The sequence below is a fragment of the Paenibacillus sp. FSL H7-0323 genome, from assembly GCF_038002725.1.
Classification (GTDB): Bacteria; Bacillota; Bacilli; order Paenibacillales; family Paenibacillaceae; genus Paenibacillus_AQ; species Paenibacillus_AQ odorifer.
Map to the genome: position 1 here is coordinate 2,200,093 of NZ_JBBODB010000001.1, position 20,178 is coordinate 2,220,270.

Consider the following 20,178-nt stretch of genomic DNA (forward strand, 5'->3'; position numbering starts at 1 on the left):
ACCGAATCAACTCCTTGAGAACTGTGAAATTAAAGACTGTTGAACTTCAGCCAGCGTAACTTTTTCATTCACCTTTTGTTTGGTGAAATCCCATATACTGTCGATAAATTCCATCGACTCGTCAATTTGAGCATTAGAGCCTCTTTGATAAGCTCCAATATTAATCAAATCCTCTGAATCCTTATAAACGGCCATAAGGCGCTTCACATTCTCCGCTGCTGCAATCTGTTCTTCTGGAGCAATATCCTTCATTACTCGACTTATGCTGGAAAGAACATCTATTGCTGGAAAGTGTCCTTTGTTAGCAATATTTCGATTGAGTACAATATGTCCGTCAAGTATTCCTCTTACTGCATCTGCGATCGGCTCGTTCATGTCATCACCATCAACCAGTACCGTGTAAAAGGCTGTTATAGAGCCTGTAGGACCTGTACCGGCACGTTCCAGCAGTTTGGGTAAGCTGGCAAACACCGAAGGTGTATATCCCCGCATGGCTGGCGGTTCTCCAACTGCAAGTCCAACTTCACGTTGGGCCATGGCATAACGGGTGACCGAATCCATCATCAGCATTACATTAAGGCCACGATCGCGGAAATACTCGGCAATCGTTGTAGCGATAAGCGCACCTTTTATGCGAATCAATGCAGGTTGGTCTGAGGTAGCAACAATTACTACGGATCGCTGCAAGCCCTCTGGTCCCAAATCCCGTTCAATGAAATCCAATACTTCTCTGCCACGCTCACCAATCAGAGCAATAACATTTACGTCAGCCGATGTATTCCGGGCAATCATCCCCATCAAAGTACTCTTGCCGACCCCCGAGCCAGCAAAAATACCGACCCGCTGTCCCTTGCCAATCGTTAGCAAACCGTCAATCGCTCTCACACCAATACTGATGGGTTCCTGCACCCGCGGTCTATTAAGTGGATTGGAAGGAATATTAAAGGTAGAGCTATGTGGCATTCGTGCTGGAATGAGAGAGCCATCAAGCGGCTGCCCCAGACCATCCAGTACTTTTCCTAACAATTCAGAACCTACTTGCACGCTAAGCGGCTTACCAGTGCCCACTACATCACAACCAGGTCCAATCGCCTGCAGTTCACCAAGTGGCATCAATAGTACCTTGTTATCACGGAAACCAACGACCTCAGCTTGCAGCGGTTTGTTTCCTTTAGAAGGGTAGATGTAGCATACATCACCTATACTTGCGTCAGGACCTTCCGATTCAACCATTAGACCGATTACCTGCGTCACTTTCCCATTGATCCTCACCGGATCGAGATTACGAAGTTGCTCCTTATAACGGTTGCTATTAAGCATCGTCTTCCCCATTTCTCTGCTCATCGGTGTCCAGCGCAATTCTTACCAGCTCTTTCTTGATCTCTGCGAGCTGTGTGTCGATTCGAGCATCAATGCTGCCAAAGGAAGAGCGGATAACACATCCTTGGTCTTTTACCGTTGAGTCGGGTAAGATTTGCAGTTCGGCCTGTGAATCAACAGCTAGTGATAATTCTTCCCGAGCAGCATTCACAAAAGCGAACTGCGCTGGGGATACACAAAGTGAGATCAAACCCTGTTCTCGCTTACGAGCCAGATTTTTGCGAATTAAGTCCATTGCGAATTGTGGTTCTACCGTTAACTGCTTGTCCACAATTTTCTCTGCAATATCACAGCTTAACTCTACTAAAAAAGGCTCTGCTTCCTGAATAATCACTTCTCTTGCTTTATACGCCTCAGTCAAAACAGCACGCGCTTCTTCCATCATCTCTGCGATCTTATGCTTCATCTCTTCCTCAGCCTGAGAAACACCTTCCTCATAACCTTGCTGATGAGCTTCAGCTTTGATAGCTTCGATCAGATGTTCATCCTGCTCACGCCGTTGTTTCCACCACTCTTCAGCCTCCGCTTTCGAGGACTCTACAATCTGTTCCGCTTCAAGAGATGCATTCCGAACCTGCTCTTCAGCAAAATCCTGAGCGTCCTTAAGCATTTGCTTACGCGTCTCTTCTGCCTCTTCACGTGCGGGATCATGATAGTCAGTCTCGCTTAAAGTCTCCTCGGGAACGGGCTCCTCAGTTAGGCCCGCATATTGCCGGGCCTGTTCCAGTCTCTTAAAGACATCAACCGGAACATACTGGGAGTGTTTGATCAGCTTAGACAATGATGTCATCTCCTCCGCCACGAGCGATGATAATTTCACCAGACTCTTCGAGTCTGCGGATCGTGCCTACAATACGAGTCTGTGCTTCTTCAACATCACGCAGCCGCACAGGACCCATGTATTCCATTTCTTCTCGGAACGTTTCTGCCATACGCTTGGACATATTTCTGAAAATAACATCCCGTACTTCTTCGCTGGCAACCTTGAGTGCAAGCTGTAAATCCGCATTATCGATATCACGAACAATGCGCTGTATTGAACGATTGTCAACATTAACAATATCTTCGAATACGAACATCCGTTTTTTGATCTCTTCGGCAAGCTCTGGATCTTGAATTTCGAGAGAATCCAGAATCGTACGTTCTGTCCCCCGGTCAACCCCATTCAAGATTTGTACAATTGATTCGATACCACCGGCATTTGTATAATCCTGGGTTACTGTAGCGGAAAGCTTCTGCTCCAGCACACGTTCAATTTGCGTAATTACCTCTGGAGAGGTACTGTCCATCACAGCAATTCTTCTAGCCACCTCTGCCTGCTTCTCTTGAGGAAGCGAGGAAAGGATTGCAGCAGCTTGTTCAAATTGCAGATAAGACAATACAAGTGCAATAGTCTGTACATTTTCATTCTGGATAAAGTTGAGAATCTGATTAGGATCCGCTTTTCGTGCAAAATCGAAAGGTCTTACTTGCAATGTTGCAGTCAGACGATTAATGACCTCCATTGCTTTTGTTGACCCAAGCGCTTTCTCCAGAATTTCTTTAGCGTAGTTAATACCGCCTTGTGATATATATTCCTGGGCGAGGCATATCTGATGGAATTCAGACATGATCGACTCTTTTTCACCGCTGTCCACTTTGCGAACATTAGCAATTTCAAGAGTCAGCTGTTCAATCTCCTCGTCTCTTAAATGTTTGAAAATTTGCGCCGATACCTCGGGCCCTAGTGTGATAAGCAGGATCGCAGCTTTTTGACGGCCACTAAGTCCCTGCTGGCTAGCCTTTGCCATTAGTTCACCTCTGTTCGTCTGCAAGCCATGTACGCAGCAGATTTACGAATTCGTCTGGCTTCTTCTTGGCCAAACTTTCCAATTGCTTACGAACTTGACTTTCATTCGTCACGCTCTCCAAGTTAATAGAAGGAAATTCAGTAGGAACCTGCAATGGAATGTCTTCATCTTCCTCTTCCACAGTCTGTTTACGACTCCGGTAGATTAGATATCCTCCACCTGCTCCAACCAGCAATGCTGCTGCTCCGATAGCCCATATCATCCAAGAAGCGAGACCACCTTTAACGGTGTTGGCATCGGTGCCACCAAATTGTTGCGAGTAGACCGAAACCTTTTTGGTCAAATCAGCGTCTGTATATGTAGTACCTGAATCTGCAAGAGAAGCGCGAACAATATTCACCAAAATATTTTGGATTGCAGCTGATGTTGCATCATCTAAACTTTTTTCTCCTGAAGGTGGTTCAACTGCAACATTTATGGTTAAGTCTTTAACAGTATACGGACTAGCAATAACATCTTTAGTAATTCGGTTAACTTCGAAGTTCCTCGTTTCCGAAGATTCCTCCGAGGTAGAAGTATCCGCACCCGCATTAGAAGGATAGCCCGTAACATCTTGAGAACCAGTGCCAGCCACTCCGCCAGTCGTGTTACCTTGACCCGAATACGAATTACTAATTATTTGTGAACTGATCTCAATCCCCTTCATGTTCTCTGTATCCACAGGGGTAACAAGATCTTCCTTCCGGTTTTCCTTGTCAAAGTTCAACTTTGAGAACACAAGAACATCCACTTTATCAGGACCGGTAAGAGTGCTAAGGAATTGTTTCACATTTTTCTTTACTTCTTCTTCGAATTTCTTCTGAAGAGCGAAGTTTTCTTCAACTTGGTTTGTGACACCAGCCTGTCCACCTTTAGCTGTTGGCATTAATTCAATTTCATTATTTGCAATAGTAATGTTGTCAATTGGTAAATTAGGCACAGCAGTTTTCACAAGATTGAAATACCCGTCAATATTGTCTTGGGTAGGTCTAAATCCTGGATCAAATGAAAGCACAACGGATGCAGACGCCTGCTCCTGATCAGCCTGTGAGGCAAAAACTGTCTCTTTAGGCAAATTAATCAGCACTTTTGCATCTTTAATCCCTTGCATACGTCTCATTAACTGTTCAACTTCACCGTTTAATGCATTATTGTACTTCACGTTAAACTCGCTATCTGTTGTACCTATCATTGACGAATTTTCGTCAAAGACTTTATATCCGATAGAGCCACCTTGAACAATCCCCTGAGAACCGATATCCACCTTGACCCGAGCTGCTTCTGTACTTGGTACAGAAATACTCTTTCCATCTTGACTTAATCGGTATGAAACACCTGCTGAATCTAAGGCTTTCATTACTCCAGCCGAATCCGTACTGTCCAAATCTTGAAATGCTACTTCATATTCTGTTTTTGAAAGCTGCATGGTCATAACTACGATTATTATTAGAATGATAAACAATGTTGAAAAGAATAAAATCTTCTGTTTACCACTAAATCTGTTCCAATACAAGAGAACCTTCTCCCGATATTGGGCAAATCTTTCATTCACAGTGTCACCCCATCCGAAACTAAGCTAGGATTTATTATATTTGAGTTCTCATAATTTCTTGATAGGCTTCAATCACTTTGTTCCGGACTTGTGTAGTCAACTGTAAACTCAGTAGAGCCTGTTGGGAAGAAATCATCACTTCGTCAATGTTCACTTCTCCCAATACAAATTTATTACTCATATCCTTAGCTTGTTGTTCCTGATCAGCCACTTTATTGAGCGCATCCTCAAGATAAGAGCCAAAGCTCTCCATCGAATTAGCAGGAGTGGATGAAACTTCGGAAGATGTCGGTTTCATTGCAAGCTGCTGTACAGCCTGAACCCCATTAGATATATTCTGTATCAACTGTTTCCCCCCCTTAAGTTAATTAACATTCATTTATCTACCAATTTCGAGTGCCTTGCTTACCATAGCTTTGGATGCATTAAGCATCGTAACATTGGCATCATAAGAGCGAGATGCAGATAACATATCAACCATTTCTTTGGTAATGTCTACGTTTGGCATATAGACATATCCTTCAGCATCCGCATCGGGATGGCTTGGATTGTACACCGGCTTCAATGGTGAAGAGTCTTCTATGATCGACTGCACCTTAACCCCTTCATTGCTATTATTCATTTTCGAATTTAGTATATTCGAGAATTTATTACTTTCGTTCGTTTCCAAAACAACCAACTTACGTCGGTAAGGAACAGCCTTGCCATCCACCACGGATGCTCTTGTAGTTTCAGCATTGGCTACGTTGGAAGAAATTACATCCATCCGCAACCGTTGAGCCGTTAATGCAGATGCGCTGATCCCAAAACTACTACCAAAGTTCATACTCTCTTATCCTCCTTGAATTACGGCTCGCATCATCGAAATCTGACTGTTAATCTGTTCAACATAAGAACTATACCTAAGCTGGTTCTCTGCGCTTAACGCCATTTCGCGATCTACATCCACATTGTTGTCGTTATTGTTCATAGAGGTAGTTTCATCAGTATTTTCAACAGCAGCGGGAACAATTGTGTTGCTGCCAAATTGATAATGCCGGGTATCCGAAACTTTCGCTCTAAGTGTAGATTGGATTCCACTTTCCTGTTGTTGCAGGATACTTTCGAATGAAACATCAGAACGTTTGAAATTGGGCGTATCTTGATTAGCCACATTATTTGCTAGAGCATTTTGTCGTTTATAGGCAGCATCAATGCCTCCCTGCAATCGTTGAAAACTGACACTATTCAGCAATCCCAAGACAATTCCTCCTTTCAAAGCTATCATAATGAAAAGAATTCCACAACTTCCATCAAAAAACCTGCTTGCTTTCGACAAATAAAGAAAAAAATACTCTAAATTTACGGTATTCCGTCGAACGCTGTCGCAATGAATAACACTTAGCATTTTCACATACATTGATTTTCATTTAATTTGTATATTATTACAATAAGAAATAAGCCCTATCTTTTTAGAAAAGACAGGGCTTTTAGCACTTTATTACTATTTATTTACATTTTCAACTCATTTTTTTCTTTTTAATTGCATGTTTTGACATAATTTTACGTTTTCACGACACCAATTTGTAATTTATCTAATCCGTTATGCCCAAATTCAAAATACATAGATTTTTTGTTTTTTTGTCGCTTTAAAGAATATACTGACTTAAATCACGATCCTGAGCTATACTTGCCAATTTCTCGCGCACATACTCCGGGGTAATAACCATTTTTTCTAAAGTCAGCTCAGGTGCTTCAAAAGAAAGATCCTCTAACAGCTTCTCCAAAATAGTATGAAGACGCCGTGCACCTATATTCTCCATATTTTGATTCACTGAAGCCGCTATTTTGGCGATCTCATGTATAGCATCCTTCTGGAATTCCACTTCTAAATTTTCTGTTTTAAGCAGATTCACATATTGTTTAGTTAAAGCATTCTCTGGTTCCGTCAAAATAGAAACGAAATCCTCTAACGTTAGACTACTCAGCTCTACGCGAATCGGAAAACGACCTTGAAGTTCTGGAATCAAATCTGAAGGCTTAGCAATATGGAAAGCTCCGGCAGCCATAAAGAGTACATAGTCAGTCTTCACAGGACCGTATTTCGTCATAATGGTCGAGCCCTCTACAATCGGCAAAATATCCCGTTGCACGCCTTCACGCGACACATCCGGTCCAGACCCTTTTCCCTGACTTGCTACTTTATCGATTTCATCAATAAAAATAATGCCTGATTGTTCAGCCCGAGTCACGGATTCCTGGATCACATCATCCATATCTATCAGCTTGGCCGCCTCATCCTGAATGAGTACCTTGCGCGCTTCGCGAATAGGAAGCTTACGTTTCTTCGTCCGCTTAGGCAGCAAACTGCCGAACATCTCTTGCATATTCATACCCATCTGGTCATTTCCTTGACCTGCAAACATATCCATCATAGTTGGAGCTGTATCCTCAACATCAATTTCAATGATGTCATCTTCCAGCTGACCAGCTAACAGCTTAAATCTAACCCCACGGCGGCGTTCACTTAGGCTTCCATCCTGCTCAGCGTCTTCTTTAGAGTCCTCTTGGGCAGAATTCCCTCCAAAAATCATCTCGAAAGGATTCTTTTGTGATTTATTTTTGGAAGAGGAAGGGACCAATATAGAAACAATCCGCTCATTAGCCAGTTCTTCCGCACGATCCTTAACCTTCTCCGTACGCTCAAGCTTCACCATACGAATAGAAGTCTCTACCAGATCACGAACCATAGATTCCACATCTCGACCTACATAACCGACTTCAGTAAATTTAGTGGCCTCCACTTTGATGAACGGTGCATTAACAAGCTTTGCTAGACGCCGGGCGATTTCTGTCTTTCCCACACCTGTAGGTCCGATCATCAAGATGTTCTTAGGAACGACTTCATCACGCAGTTCCTCTGCTAGCAGACTGCGCCGATACCGGTTACGAAGCGCAACGGCTACCGATTTCTTGGCTTGCTTCTGACCTACGATATATTTATCCAATTCGGCTACAATTTGACGGGGTGTAAGCGATTGATTCACCATCGTGAATTCCTCCTTGTCTCTATGGCACTGAGTCTATAATTGTTCAACAATAATGTTGGAATTAGTGTACACACAAATTTCAGATGCTACCTGAAGCGATTCTCTAGCAATATCCGCAGCGGAGAGATTGGGTGCATGACGTTTGAGTGCTCGACCTGAAGCCAGCGCAAAATTACCACCGGAACCAATCGCAAGAACGTCATCATCCGGTTCGATAATTTCACCATTTCCGGAGATCAGGAGCATTCCTTCCTTATCCATAACAATCATCAAAGCTTCAAGCTTCCGAAGAATACGATCTTGACGCCAATCCTTCGCTAATTCAACTGCAGCCCGCTGCAGGTTCCCATGATGCTCCTCCAGCTTGCCCTCGAATTTTTCGAATAGGGTAATAGCATCCGCAACGGACCCCGCAAAGCCTGCTATTACTTGTCCTCTGTACAGGCGACGGACTTTTCTGGCCGTCGTCTTCATAATAACACTCTCTCCGAATGTAACCTGTCCATCACCTGCTATAGCTGCCTGTCCGTTATGTCTTACAGCACAAATTGTAGTCGCATGAAAGCTGGGTACCATGATTGTAAGTTACCTCCTTAAGATGGGCTTTGTTCGCTATCGACAACCTCCGGCTCCGAATAAGCGAGTCCTGTACGGTTGGCATACTCGGCAAGACTGTCCAGAGCGCGATGAGCTAACATTTCATTCTTTTCCTTCTTATTGCGGATCTTCTTCTCTACCTTCGGCAACAAACCGAAATTGGCATTCATAGGCTGAAAATGCTCTGGATCGGCAGAAGTAATATAAGCTGGCATGCTGCCTAGAACAGTATCCTGCGGGAAGATCAGTCCTTCCTGTCCGAGTGCTGCCCGTGCAGCATTAATGCCAGCAATGAGCCCGGAAGCAGCTGATTCCACATAACCTTCTACACCTGTCATCTGTCCAGCAAAAAAGAGTCTTTCCTTGCCTTTCATCTGATAGGTTGGGTGCAGAAGCTTAGGAGAATTAATAAATGTATTTCTGTGCATCACACCATAACGAACATATTCAGCATTCTCAAGACCAGGGATCAGCGAGAATACACGCTTCTGCTCGCCCCATTTCAAATGGGTCTGAAAACCAACAAGATTGTAAAGTGTGCCAGCAGCGTTATCCTGACGGAGTTGCACAACCGCGTAAGGAAGTTTACCTGTATGCGGATTGATAAGTCCTACTGGCTTCATTGGGCCAAATAACGCTGTTTGCTTGCCGCGTTTCATCATGATTTCAATAGGCATACAGCCCTCAAAGTATATCTCTTTCTCAAAATCCTTGAGTGCTGCTGTCTCAGCAGAAATCAACGCATCATAAAACACGTCGAACTCCTCTTCTGTCATCGGACAATTCAGATAAGCCGCTTCTCCCTTATCATAACGGGAAGCCAAATACACCTTGTTCATATCAATGGTGTCTTTCTCAACAATCGGTGCTGCTGCATCATAGAAGTAGAAATACTCTTCACCCAGGAGCCCTTTTATTTCAGCAGATAATGCCGGTGAAGTTAGTGGGCCCGTTGCAATAACAACAATCCCTTCCTCCGGTATATGCGTAAGTTCTTCATTTATGACTTCAACGAGCGGATGATTATGCAAAGTATGGGTGATCTCACCTGAGAATCCGTCACGATCTACGGCGAGTGCTCCTCCTGCGGGTACCGCGTGTCGGTCAGCAGCACCTAATACAAGAGAGTTCAAACGCCGCATTTCTTCCTTCAATACACCTACAGCATTTCCTAATCCATTCGCACGCAAGGAGTTGCTGCATACCAGTTCAGCAAATTGATTCGTGTGATGGGCTGGTGTCTTTACTACGGGTCTCATCTCATATAATCTTACCGGTACTCCTAGTGATGCTATTTGCCAAGCGGCTTCGCTTCCTGCGAGACCCGCTCCAATTACTGTTACTTTTGCTGTATCTGACACTGTCTTTTTTCCTCCCATAGAGACTATTAATCTGCTAATTCTTCTTCGTTGTCTAGAACCGCCTCTGTATGATCACAAGACGTACATTGTAGCTTGGTTCCTTGCTTATTACGTTTCTCAATCATCCAAGATCCACATGATGGACATGGTTTTATAGAAGGTCTATCCCATGAAACAAAATCACAACCAGGGTACTGGTCGCAGCCATAGAAAACTCGCCCTTTTTTGCTGCGTCGCTCCACAACCTTACCTTCATGACATTTAGGGCAAGTTACGCCAATATCCTTGATAATCGGTTTCGTGTTTCGGCAATCCGGAAAGCCAGAGCATGCTAGGAATTTCCCAAAGCGACCCAGCTTATACACGAGAGGTTTGCCGCATTTCTCACAGATCTCATCAGAGACTTCATCTTCAATCTCAATTTCTTTCATCTCTTCTTCCGCGAATACCAAACGCTTCTCAAACGATTCGTAAAACTCTGCAAGAACCTTTACCCAGTCTTCTGAGCCCTCTTCCACATGGTCAAGATCCCCTTCCATGTTCGCGGTGAATTCAACGTTTAGGATTTCCGGGAAAAATTGCTCCATCTGCTCTATAACAAGCTCGCCAAGTTCGGTTGGCATGAATTTTTTCTCTTCAATAGCCACATAACCACGCTTCTGGATGGTTTCCAGCGTTGGGGCATATGTACTTGGACGGCCTATACCCAGCTCCTCAAGCGTCTTTACAAGTCTTGCTTCCGTATATCGTGGAGGCGGTTGTGTAAAGTGTTGCTTAGGCTCGATCTCCTGCTTATTTAAAGCATCTCCCGCTTGAAGCGGCGGCAAATACTTGTCTTCATCTGTAGTTCCGTCATCGTTGCCTTCTACGTAAACCTTCATGAACCCGGGGAATGAAACCTTCGAACCAACAGCTCTGAATGTAGCAGTACCTGCAGCAATATCGACCGAAAGCGTATCCAGCAGGGCAGAAGACATCTGACTTGATACGAATCGCTCCCACACTAGCTTGTAGAGACGGAATTGATCACGACTCAAGAACTCTTTGACCATTTCAGGTTCGCGTAATGCCGAAGTAGGACGAATCGCTTCATGCGCTTCCTGTGCTCCAGCTGCCTTTTTAGAATACTGCCGTGGGGATTCTGGCAAGAACTTCTCACCATACTTAGCTGTTATAAGCTCTTTAGCTTCTTCCTGAGCGGTGACAGAGAGACGCGTGGAGTCAGTACGCATATAAGTGATCAAACCTACAGTACCTTCTTTACCGAGTTCCACACCTTCGTATAGCTGCTGTGCAACAGACATTGTCTTAGCGGCACGGAATCCAAGCTTACGGGCTGCTTCCTGTTGTAGGGAGCTGGTGGTAAAAGGAGCCGAAGGATGACGTTGTCTTTCCTTCTCCTTCACATCACTCACCTTAAAAGATGCGTTCTTAATGGCTTCAAGAACTTCCTGAACATCACTTTCCTGGTTCAGTTCTTTTTTCACACCATTCAGCTTATGAAACTTAGCTTCAAAGACGGAATCCCGGATTCCAAGCTTCGCTGTTATGCTCCAATATTCGGTGGGTACAAAAGCGGAGATTTCATTCTCACGATCCATAATGATCTTCACGGCAACGGATTGTACACGTCCAGCAGATAAACCTTTTTTGACTTTCTTCCATAATAGAGGGCTAATCTTGTACCCTACCAGTCGATCCAGAATACGTCTAGCCTGCTGTGCATTCACGAGATCCATATTAATCTTACGCGGTGTCTTAAAAGCATCTTTTACCGCTTGTTTGGTGATCTCATTAAAAACAACTCTGCATTCTTGTGTATTATCTAAATCCAGCGCATGCGCCAAATGCCAAGCAATTGCTTCCCCTTCGCGGTCGGGGTCAGCTGCGAGATAAACTTTTTTAACTTTTTTACTAGCGTCTTTCAATTCCTTCAATATAGATCCCTTACCGCGGATAGTAATATATTTGGGACTAAAATCATTCTCCACCTCAACACCAATTTGACTCTTCGGTAGATCTCTAATATGTCCCATTGATGCCTTTACAATATATTTACTACCTAGATATTTGCCAATTGTCTTCGCTTTTGCAGGCGACTCGACAATAACTAATGCATCTGCCATAGACTCTTCCTCCTCGTTAACACTCGCACCTCTATATTAAATTACCTTATAAATAGCTCCTGGTAATTGTGTTACCGCTTTTTTTATGATTAAAGATAACAGAACTGAATGCAAATGTCCAAAATCCCATCCTGTTCTTACAAGCAGATCGTCCAATATAAAAGGGCCTTGATGCAGTATATGGTATAGGTGAGACTCCTCATTTGTCAATTTCTTTTCAATCATAAAGTCGTCTGCTGTCTGTTCGGTAGTGCTATTATTCCCTGTTTTTATTACGTTTGTCGGCAAATAAGAAGTGTATTCTTCTATAATATCTAATCCACTGGTTACCAGCTTTGCACCCTGTTTGATAAGCTCTAACGCCCCTCTGCTCTTAGGTGATGTAATAGGTCCGGGAACTGCGAAGACATCCCTTCCAGCTTCCAAGGCAGCATCGGCTGTAATAAGTGATCCACTGCGACTGTCAGCCTCCACTACCACTGTCCCCCGTGATAAACCTGCTATGATCCGATTACGCTGTGGAAATAATCCAGGATGACTTTTAGTTCCAAGAGGATACTCTGTAATGACAAGCCCATCCTGAGAGATACGCCGCTCCAGTTCAATATTCTCAGTTGGATAGACTTTGTCCAACCCTGTTGCCACTACCGCTATGGTCCCTCCACCGCTTCTTAGCGCCGCTTCATGACAAATGCTATCGATCCCCCTCGCAAGTCCGCTAACCACCGTTAGACCTGCTGCACTAAGCTCCTCCGCGAGAATCTCCCCTACCTTTCGTCCATAAGCTGTTGGCACACGAGTGCCAACCATCGCCACACTAGGAGTTGATAACAGTTCCAAACGCCCTCGATAATAAAGGATCCACGGTGGCTGTGCCGTCTCCTTCAACAAAACAGGATAAGCCGCATCAAACACAGTGACCATCTTCACTGCACATTCTTCCATTAATAAGCGCCTTTTGGCGATCCATTCTAATGTATATATGGAAGCAAGATAATTCGACAGCTTTCCGTTCAATCCGATCGTTTCCCAATCTTTTGCACTACAGGAAAATGCTCGTTCTGACATTAAGCCGGCTCTGCGAATCTTGTCGATACTCTTCCAGCCAATCCCCTCCACTTCATTAAAACCAAACAGCAGATCTTTTTCTTCCATATAAGCTTACTCTCCTTTAATGGAAGGGTTAGCCTTCCCTATTTTGTAACATGAATTAGAGGAATGCAATATTTTCTTGTAATTCAATATTTTTCTATGTTAAAAAACAAAAAAAGCAACCTTTTATCCCTTGGATAGGAACAAAAGGTTGCTTACCTCTGAAATAATTATACACGAAAGAAGCCCACTCGCGTAGAGTGAATTCCTTCAAGTAAATAAAATAATTAATGCGTTGTAAAAGCGCTAAGAATACCGCGTTCTTCAAGCACACTTACTAGCGTTGAGCCCATTTCGGCAGGTGTAGGAGCAACCTTGATTCCGCACGATTCAAGTACGGCAATTTTCTCACTCGCTGTGCCTTTGCCTCCGGAAATAATAGCACCCGCATGCCCCATACGTTTGCCAGGAGGTGCAGTAGCGCCGCCAATAAACCCTACTACCGGCTTAGTCATATGCTCACGAATCCACTCTGCTGCTTCTTCCTCTGCGGTTCCGCCAATTTCACCAATCATGATGACTGCCTTTGTACCCGGATCCTCATTAAAAAGCTTCAGAATATCAATAAACTCTGAGCCTTTAACAGGGTCTCCGCCAATACCTACAGCTGAAGATTGCCCGATTCCACGCGTGGTCAGCTGATGAACAGCCTCATAGGTTAGAGTTCCGCTGCGCGAGACAACACCTACGTACCCTGGCATATGAATATAACCCGGCATAATTCCTATTTTGCACTCACCAGGAGTGATAACTCCCGGACAGTTGGGTCCGATCAATACAGTAGAGCGCCCCTCCATATAACGGGACACTTTTACCATATCAAGTACTGGAATCCCTTCGGTAATACAAATCACCAGGTCGAGTTCTGCGTCCACGGCTTCCATTATGGAGTCTGCTGCAAATGCTGGCGGTACATAGATTACACTAGCGGTTGCGCCTGTAGCCGCCTTAGCAGCTACAACAGTATCGAATACCGGAAGGCTAACCTCACTGCCATTTTCAAGCGTGATGTTGACAGATGTTCCACCTTTACCCGGTGTTACCCCTCCAACCATCTGTGTTCCATAATCCAGCGCACCTTTAGTATGGAACAAACCCGTTGATCCTGTAATTCCCTGCGTGATAACTTTCGTATTTTTATCTACAAGAATGCTCATGCCTTAAGTCACATCCCTACTTATATTGTCAAATACGATAACTGGCTTCCTAAATCAGGCCATTATTGCACAAGAGACACAATCTTACGGGCACCGTCCGCCATAGAATCAGCAGCAACAATATTCAGTCCCGATCCAGCCAAAATCTGCTTGCCCAATCCAACATTTGTTCCCTCAAGACGCACAACCAGCGGTTTGGTCAAACCCAGTTGACTAGCCGCTTCTACAACACCGTTAGCGATAACATCACAGCGCATAATACCACCGAAAATGTTAACAAAAATTCCGTTCACCTTTTCATCGGATAAAATGATTTTAAAGGCTTCTGTTACCTTCTCGGTCGTTGCACCGCCCCCTACATCCAGGAAGTTGGCGGGTTCGCCCCCATAATACTTAATAATATCCATAGTCGCCATCGCGAGACCTGCACCGTTTACCATGCACCCAATATTGCCATCAAGTGCAATGTAACTAAGGTCATACTTCGAGGCTTCGATTTCCTTTAAATCCTCTTCATCCAAATCCCGCAGCTCTAGAATATCCTTATGACGGAACAAGGCGTTGGAATCAAAATTCAGTTTGGCATCCAGTGCCATCACATTCCCATCCGCAGTCACTACCAATGGGTTAATTTCGGCAATAGAGCAATCTTTATCCACGAAAGCTAAATATAGCGCTTGCATGAATTTCACAGTTTTGCCTACCAGCTCATTAGGAATAGAGATACTGTAAGCCAGCTTACGCGCCTGGAAAGTCTGCAAACCCACTGCCGGATCAATGATCTCTTTAAAAATTTTCTCCGGATGTGTTGCAGCTACTTCTTCAATCTCAGTACCGCCTTCTTCAGAAGCCATCATGACCACTCGGCCAGTACCTCTGTCAACTACGATACCAATGTAATACTCCTTAACAATTTGACAACCCTCTTCAATGAGCAGTCTTTTTACTACCTTACCCTCCGGTCCAGTCTGGTGAGTTACTAGAGTCTTGCCCAGAATCTCAGTTGCGTAACTACGCACCTCATCGATATTCTTAGCAACCTTTACTCCTCCAGCTTTACCGCGTCCACCTGCGTGAATCTGAGCTTTAACTACAACAACCGGTGTGCTCAGTGACTCTGCGGCTTCTACCGCTTCCTCCACTGTATAAGCTACTTTTCCATTCGGTACGGCTACACCGTACTTCTTAAGCACTTCTTTTCCCTGATACTCGTGGATATTCATAGCGGTAGCCTCCTAAAGTAGCGTGGTGACTAAACAGGCAGCCTGTTGTCATCTCGCTTTCCGTTTTGATTGCCGCGGGGTTAGGGATAGGCTGATGTTATACATGCAGCACTATTCCGGAACCAGCAGAAAATGATCTACCACTCGTAAAAAGAATGGCATTATTTCTGCAAGAGACATTGTGTAAATCTATAAGACTAAGCTTATATTTACCTATATGCCATACAAAGGAACCCAGAATAGTGTAACATGTTTTTAAAACGCTTACCTTAAATATATTCATGATTTGTACACATTTTTTCGCTTGATTTCATGCCGGAATGCGAACGATCGCATTGACTCCTTACTACGCTTACTTTTTACTATCTTGGATATTAGCTTCGTGAACACGATTCAGTAAGTCTTTAAACTGATCAAGTAGCTCTATGGATTCATTATTTGTCAGTGTCGTTTCTTCCATCATTTTGCCGGGAATACACACGGCATCACTTTGAAGTGCCCAGCCTTGTTTCGTTAGTGAGATTAATACCTTTCGCTCATCCTGCATCGAGCGTTCACGTATAATTAGGCCTGCAGCTTGCAAGCGTTTCAATAGCGGAGTCAGCGTGCCTGAATCCAAAAATAACGCCTCACCAATCTCTTTCACTGTACATTGCTGCCGTTCCCATAACACAAGCATTACTAAGTATTGGGAGTAAGTTAAACCAATCTTATCCAAATACGGTTGGTACAGCTTTGTAATCTCACGCGAGCAAGCATAAATGGTAAAACAGAGCTGATTCTCGATCAGCAGCTCTGGGGTTGTAGTCATTTTCTGCATATCTTCTTCACTCATTTTCATATTTATTCACCCGCCTTATCTCTTTATTTTATCATAATTCCCTCATATATCATAATAATAGCAAAAAATTAATTTGACTTTTATATTAATTGTGATAAATTAGATTGTACACAAACTAATTAATGAATAGGAGAGATTTATTATGATGACAATTCAACAAAAGATGTATGAAACCACAGTTAAAGCCGTTGGGGGAAGAAACGGTTATATAGAATCAGAAAGCCCTAAACTCAACCTTACGATCAGTACACCACGTGAAATGGGGGGTGCCGGTGGTGAAGGCACTAATCCTGAACAATTATTCGCAGCTGGCTACTCCGCTTGTTTTGACAGTGCTCTAAACATGGTTGCTCGTCTTGGAAAAGTGAAGATTGAAGGCAGTGAAGTTACGGCTACTGTAAGCTTTGGTAAAGTTGAAGATGGCGGATTCGGCATTGCGGTTAAGCTTGACGTGCTGGTTAAAGGCGTTGACAGAGAAACCGCAGCATCTTTGGTAGAAGCTGCCCATGGCGCATGTCCTTACTCCCGTGCCACTCGTGGCAATATCGAAGTAGAACTGAATGTACTGTAAGAAATTATAGAGAAAAATGTATGTGAAATTTGCTAAACGATCTAACCTTCGTTTGAATACGTGGCATTTCACATTCGAAGTCGCTAACGGACACAGTTGATCTTAAACGCAACTTAATCCCATATTTGGGATGCTATCGGACCTCATAGCAGCTATAGGAATGAAAACCACTCAATCGAAGGAATAGCGTCTCCAGAGTCCGAATCTACGCTCCAAGGGCTAAAAACTTGCAAACAACGTCCTCTAGGTCCGTTCCATAAGCATCAGAGCATAATAATGGTTCGGCGGTGCTCGTCACTACCGGTCCATAGTAAGAGCAGCGATTCTCATTAACGGGAATCGCTGCTCTTTTATCTTTATTCCTCCGCTAATACCTGTCGATCCAGATTACGGTATTGCACAGCTTCCGCGAGATGTGCAGAAGAAATATCCTGTGCACCCTCCAGATCAGCTATGGTACGGGATAGCTTAATAATCCGATCATGCGCTCGCATGCTTAGACCTAAATTCTCCAAAATATCATACAGCATTTGAGCACTCTCTCGGTTTAGGCTTGCATATTTCCGAAGGGAAGCACCGGAAAGTTCACTGTTCCATGAAATCGCCAGTCGTTTGTAACGTTTAGCTTGGATGGCCTGAGCAGCCAACACCTCCGCACGCATATCTGCTGACGATAAAACATGCCCCTGCCGATTCCATTCCTTCGGGCGGGGAACATCAACCTGTAAGTCGATCCGATCCAATAATGGACCGGATATTTTGGCTCGATATTGGGCAATCCTTGATGGACTACAGGTACAATTTTGCTGGGAGATACCGCTTCCAAAAAAGCCGCAGCTGCACGGATTCATCGATGCAGCGAGCATGAATTTGGCAGGAAAAGTAAAGGAAGCCCGGGCACGACTTATAGTAACCACCCCATCTTCGAGTGGCTGTCGCAGCACTTCAAGCACATTCCGGGAGAATTCAGGCAATTCATCCAGAAACAGAATACCTCGATGCGCAAGACTTACCTCACCTGGCTTGGGAATACCGCCCCCTCCAATTAATCCGGCAGAAGATATCGTGTGGTGTGGAGAACGAAATGGACGACTTCGCAGCAAACCGTTGTGTGCATCCTTCAAATTTCCAGCCGCACTAAAAATTTTGGTTACCTCAAGTGCCTCACTGTCCGACAATTGCGGAAGGATACTGGGAAGGCGTTTGATCAGCATCGTTTTGCCTGTGCCAGGTGGGCCGATGAGCATAATATTATGCATCCCTGCAGCCGCGATAGTTAGTGCTCTTTTCACATGTTGCTGTCCAAGCACATCACTGTAATCATCCATTATTTCATTCGCTTCGGAAGAAGCAGCCTCAGAATCAGAATATTTAGGGTTATATTTGAGATGCTCTACAGAAAGAACAAGCACCGGAGGTTGTTCTTTTGCCCCCGTCCCCATACTCACGGATACAGGAAAAGGAAGTAGTGATCCTTCAGATTCTTCTAGAGGAACTAGCTTATCTATAATCGGACCAAAGCTAGCCACAGCTTCAGCAGCATTCGCTAACGTTTGCAAATGGTCGATGGTATAAACATTTATGCCACTGATTAAAGCGGCTTCTGCCGCATTGCCCTGCGGGAGCAGAACGGCTTTAAACCCGCTTTTACGCGCTGCTTCAACCATCGGCAGCACACCCGAAACCGGACGCAGACTGCCGTCGAGCGCAAGCTCTCCAATCAAAAGCATCTCTTGAGCTGAAGGCATAATCAACTGGCCACTAGTTATCAGTATCCCTAAAGCAATCGCTAGATCAAAAGCGGAACCTTCTTTACGGAGGTCAGCTGGAGCAAGATTGATCGTAATACGCTGCTGTGGATAGCGGTAACCGCAATTTTTAACGGCAGCCCTAACTCGTTCAACAGCCTCGCGAATCGCTGAATCTGGTAAGCCAATGATATTCGTCTGCGGCAGTCCATTTGCAAGATCGATTTCCACACCAATCATTACCCCTTCAATCCCATACAGACACGCGCTAAACATTTTCCCATACATAATAAAAACACCTCATCTCCTGAATTACACCCTAATTTGGGGTGTCATAGCTTCAAGAAAAAAGGTGCTTCCTTATTTTCCAAATATATATTAGCTGTTAAGTACATTATAGAAGTTGTGTCCTAACGCAATCTGTGAGCAATTTATCTTTAGAATAAGAAATTCAAGTTTTACATAAAAGCGAAAGCACATCTCTAAAGACCTACATCAATCTCCTTCTTTAACTACGACCGAGTCCCTAATCTGCTCAAAAGTCAACGGTTTATAGTTCCAATGCTCTACACAAATGTTAAAATGATTGTTTCCCTCATATTTTTGCCCATGAATATGGCCGTGCACATTTACGTAAGGCATATGTTTATTCATGTACATAGGCTCATGTGAGAGGAAAAAGAAATCCTTATAAATCAAAGGATATTCACTAACCTCATCAAAACCTACCTCAAGCCACCAACTTCGGCTGCGGCCGCGATCATGATTGCCAAGGATCAGGATTTTGTATCCATGCAGCCTGGCCACAATCGCACGAGTTGCCTCCTTATTCAGAAAAGAAAAGTCTCCCAAATGAAATACTTTGTCGTCCGGATTCACTACCGAATTCCAACTTTCAATCATAACTTCATTCATTTGCTCTACATCGTTGAAGGGTCTGGATTCAAAATCAATGATCAACTTATGCCCAAAATGATGATCAGATGTGAAAAAAACCTTAGCCATGTGCACCCTCCTTTTGTTTCTATTCTAATGACAGTATGTATGAAAAAAGCTCCGACTACCCATAAACCCTAGGAAGTTCGGAGCCCCGAGGACTTTTCCGCCTAATTTCTCACGAAATTATACGTATCATTCTATGTCATGAGGCGATGACGGAATACCTCTTTATTGTTAATGTTACTTTTCCCAGTCGCGCCGCTTACTCGAACGTTTATTAACATCACTCTGAATCAGTTCAGCTAAAGGAGGCGCCTCCTCATTGTCAATGAGCCAGCCACGCATCTCCTTGATCGCTTCCACCTGTCCATTGCCTTTGTCACGCCATGTAAGCAGTTCAATAACTCTAATTACAAGCGCTAAGAGACTGCTATTGCTGTTTTGCGACTTTTCAGCCCGGATTTTTTGAAATAACGCTTCATTTTCCCAATCTATTAATATTTCCTCCGCTATAGTGGGCCGCATTACCGTGAAGGTCTTATTGCAATTATCGCAACAGACGACAGATATTGGCTCTGCTTTAAATTCCACTTCAATCTTCTGCTGGCAATATTGGCATGTAAAACTAACCTGCATTTCAGAAGGTTTATTCTTCACTAGACAGCCCTCCTCA

General features: G+C 44.0%; 19 protein-coding genes. 1 reads left to right on the forward strand and 18 read right to left on the reverse strand.

The window, feature by feature from the left end; genetic code table 11:
* Nucleotides 1-6: 6 nt before the first annotated feature.
* From fliI to MHH89_RS10045, 15 genes are all read right to left on the reverse strand, one after another.
* Nucleotides 7-1,320: a flagellar protein export ATPase FliI gene (gene fliI / locus MHH89_RS09975; protein ID WP_036688546.1), complete on the reverse strand. Its 1,314-nt coding sequence runs from the start codon at nucleotides 1,318-1,320 to the stop codon at nucleotides 7-9.
* A complete protein-coding gene (locus MHH89_RS09980; RefSeq protein WP_036688548.1) occupies nucleotides 1,313-2,161 on the reverse strand; it encodes a FliH/SctL family protein in 849 nt (282 codons plus the stop codon). The genes fliI and MHH89_RS09980 overlap by 8 nt, the downstream gene beginning before the upstream one ends.
* The gene (gene fliG, locus MHH89_RS09985; RefSeq protein WP_036688550.1) at nucleotides 2,154-3,170 is read right to left on the reverse strand and encodes a flagellar motor switch protein FliG; all 1,017 of its coding nucleotides are present in this window, start codon (nucleotides 3,168-3,170) and stop codon (nucleotides 2,154-2,156) included. Before fliG ends, MHH89_RS09980 begins: the two co-directional genes overlap by 8 nt.
* 4 nt (nucleotides 3,171-3,174) lie before the next feature.
* Nucleotides 3,175-4,761: a flagellar basal-body MS-ring/collar protein FliF gene (fliF, locus tag MHH89_RS09990; protein ID WP_076127802.1), complete on the reverse strand. Its 1,587-nt coding sequence runs from the start codon at nucleotides 4,759-4,761 to the stop codon at nucleotides 3,175-3,177.
* Between the two features lie 34 nt (nucleotides 4,762-4,795).
* Nucleotides 4,796-5,107 (reverse strand): flagellar hook-basal body complex protein FliE, encoded by a 312-nt coding sequence (fliE, locus tag MHH89_RS09995; RefSeq protein ID WP_036688553.1) that lies wholly within the window; start codon nucleotides 5,105-5,107, stop codon nucleotides 4,796-4,798.
* A gap of 33 nt (nucleotides 5,108-5,140) precedes the next feature.
* A complete protein-coding gene (gene flgC / locus MHH89_RS10000; protein WP_076127801.1) occupies nucleotides 5,141-5,587 on the reverse strand; it encodes a flagellar basal body rod protein FlgC in 447 nt (148 codons plus the stop codon).
* A gap of 6 nt (nucleotides 5,588-5,593) precedes the next feature.
* Nucleotides 5,594-6,001, reverse strand: a complete 408-nt coding sequence (flgB, locus tag MHH89_RS10005) for a flagellar basal body rod protein FlgB (RefSeq protein WP_036688558.1) — start codon at nucleotides 5,999-6,001, stop codon at nucleotides 5,594-5,596.
* A gap of 388 nt (nucleotides 6,002-6,389) precedes the next feature.
* Nucleotides 6,390-7,790 (reverse strand): ATP-dependent protease ATPase subunit HslU, encoded by a 1,401-nt coding sequence (gene hslU / locus MHH89_RS10010; RefSeq protein ID WP_036688559.1) that lies wholly within the window; start codon nucleotides 7,788-7,790, stop codon nucleotides 6,390-6,392.
* Between the two features lie 33 nt (nucleotides 7,791-7,823).
* Nucleotides 7,824-8,366: an ATP-dependent protease subunit HslV gene (gene hslV, locus MHH89_RS10015; RefSeq protein ID WP_036688562.1), complete on the reverse strand. Its 543-nt coding sequence runs from the start codon at nucleotides 8,364-8,366 to the stop codon at nucleotides 7,824-7,826.
* 17 nt (nucleotides 8,367-8,383) lie between these two features.
* Entirely contained in the window at nucleotides 8,384-9,766 is a 1,383-nt protein-coding gene (gene trmFO, locus MHH89_RS10020) for an FADH(2)-oxidizing methylenetetrahydrofolate--tRNA-(uracil(54)-C(5))-methyltransferase TrmFO (protein ID WP_076100371.1), read from the reverse strand.
* A gap of 8 nt (nucleotides 9,767-9,774) precedes the next feature.
* The gene (gene topA / locus MHH89_RS10025; RefSeq protein WP_341086974.1) at nucleotides 9,775-11,874 is read right to left on the reverse strand and encodes a type I DNA topoisomerase; all 2,100 of its coding nucleotides are present in this window, start codon (nucleotides 11,872-11,874) and stop codon (nucleotides 9,775-9,777) included.
* A gap of 36 nt (nucleotides 11,875-11,910) precedes the next feature.
* Complete coding sequence (gene dprA, locus MHH89_RS10030; protein ID WP_076309713.1) at nucleotides 11,911-13,029, reverse strand: DNA-processing protein DprA; 1,119 nt, start codon at nucleotides 13,027-13,029, stop codon at nucleotides 11,911-11,913.
* Nucleotides 13,030-13,253: 224 nt separating this feature from the next.
* A complete protein-coding gene (gene sucD / locus MHH89_RS10035) occupies nucleotides 13,254-14,183 on the reverse strand; it encodes a succinate--CoA ligase subunit alpha (protein WP_036688571.1) in 930 nt (309 codons plus the stop codon).
* Between the two features lie 62 nt (nucleotides 14,184-14,245).
* Entirely contained in the window at nucleotides 14,246-15,406 is a 1,161-nt protein-coding gene (gene sucC, locus MHH89_RS10040) for an ADP-forming succinate--CoA ligase subunit beta (protein ID WP_038571984.1), read from the reverse strand.
* A gap of 352 nt (nucleotides 15,407-15,758) precedes the next feature.
* Nucleotides 15,759-16,247, reverse strand: coding sequence for a MarR family winged helix-turn-helix transcriptional regulator (locus MHH89_RS10045; RefSeq protein ID WP_235219564.1), 489 nt, complete (start codon nucleotides 16,245-16,247; stop codon nucleotides 15,759-15,761).
* Nucleotides 16,248-16,389: 142 nt separating this feature from the next.
* Here MHH89_RS10045 and MHH89_RS10050 point away from each other — a divergent pair, with 142 nt between their 5' ends.
* Nucleotides 16,390-16,818, forward strand: coding sequence for an organic hydroperoxide resistance protein (locus tag MHH89_RS10050; RefSeq protein WP_036688575.1), 429 nt, complete (start codon nucleotides 16,390-16,392; stop codon nucleotides 16,816-16,818).
* Between the two features lie 356 nt (nucleotides 16,819-17,174).
* Here MHH89_RS10050 and MHH89_RS10055 read toward each other — a convergent pair whose 3' ends face one another.
* From MHH89_RS10055 to MHH89_RS10065, 3 genes are all read right to left on the reverse strand, one after another.
* On the reverse strand, nucleotides 17,175-18,854 hold the full coding sequence (locus tag MHH89_RS10055) for a YifB family Mg chelatase-like AAA ATPase (protein WP_341086975.1): 1,680 nt from the start codon (nucleotides 18,852-18,854) through the stop codon (nucleotides 17,175-17,177).
* Nucleotides 18,855-19,061: 207 nt separating this feature from the next.
* Entirely contained in the window at nucleotides 19,062-19,571 is a 510-nt protein-coding gene (locus MHH89_RS10060; RefSeq protein ID WP_341086976.1) for a phosphoesterase, read from the reverse strand.
* A gap of 174 nt (nucleotides 19,572-19,745) precedes the next feature.
* Nucleotides 19,746-20,162 carry a hypothetical protein gene (locus MHH89_RS10065; protein WP_081383206.1) on the reverse strand — a complete coding sequence of 139 codons (417 nt, stop codon included), beginning with the start codon at nucleotides 20,160-20,162 and terminating at the stop codon, nucleotides 19,746-19,748.
* Nucleotides 20,163-20,178: the final 16 nt, after the last annotated feature.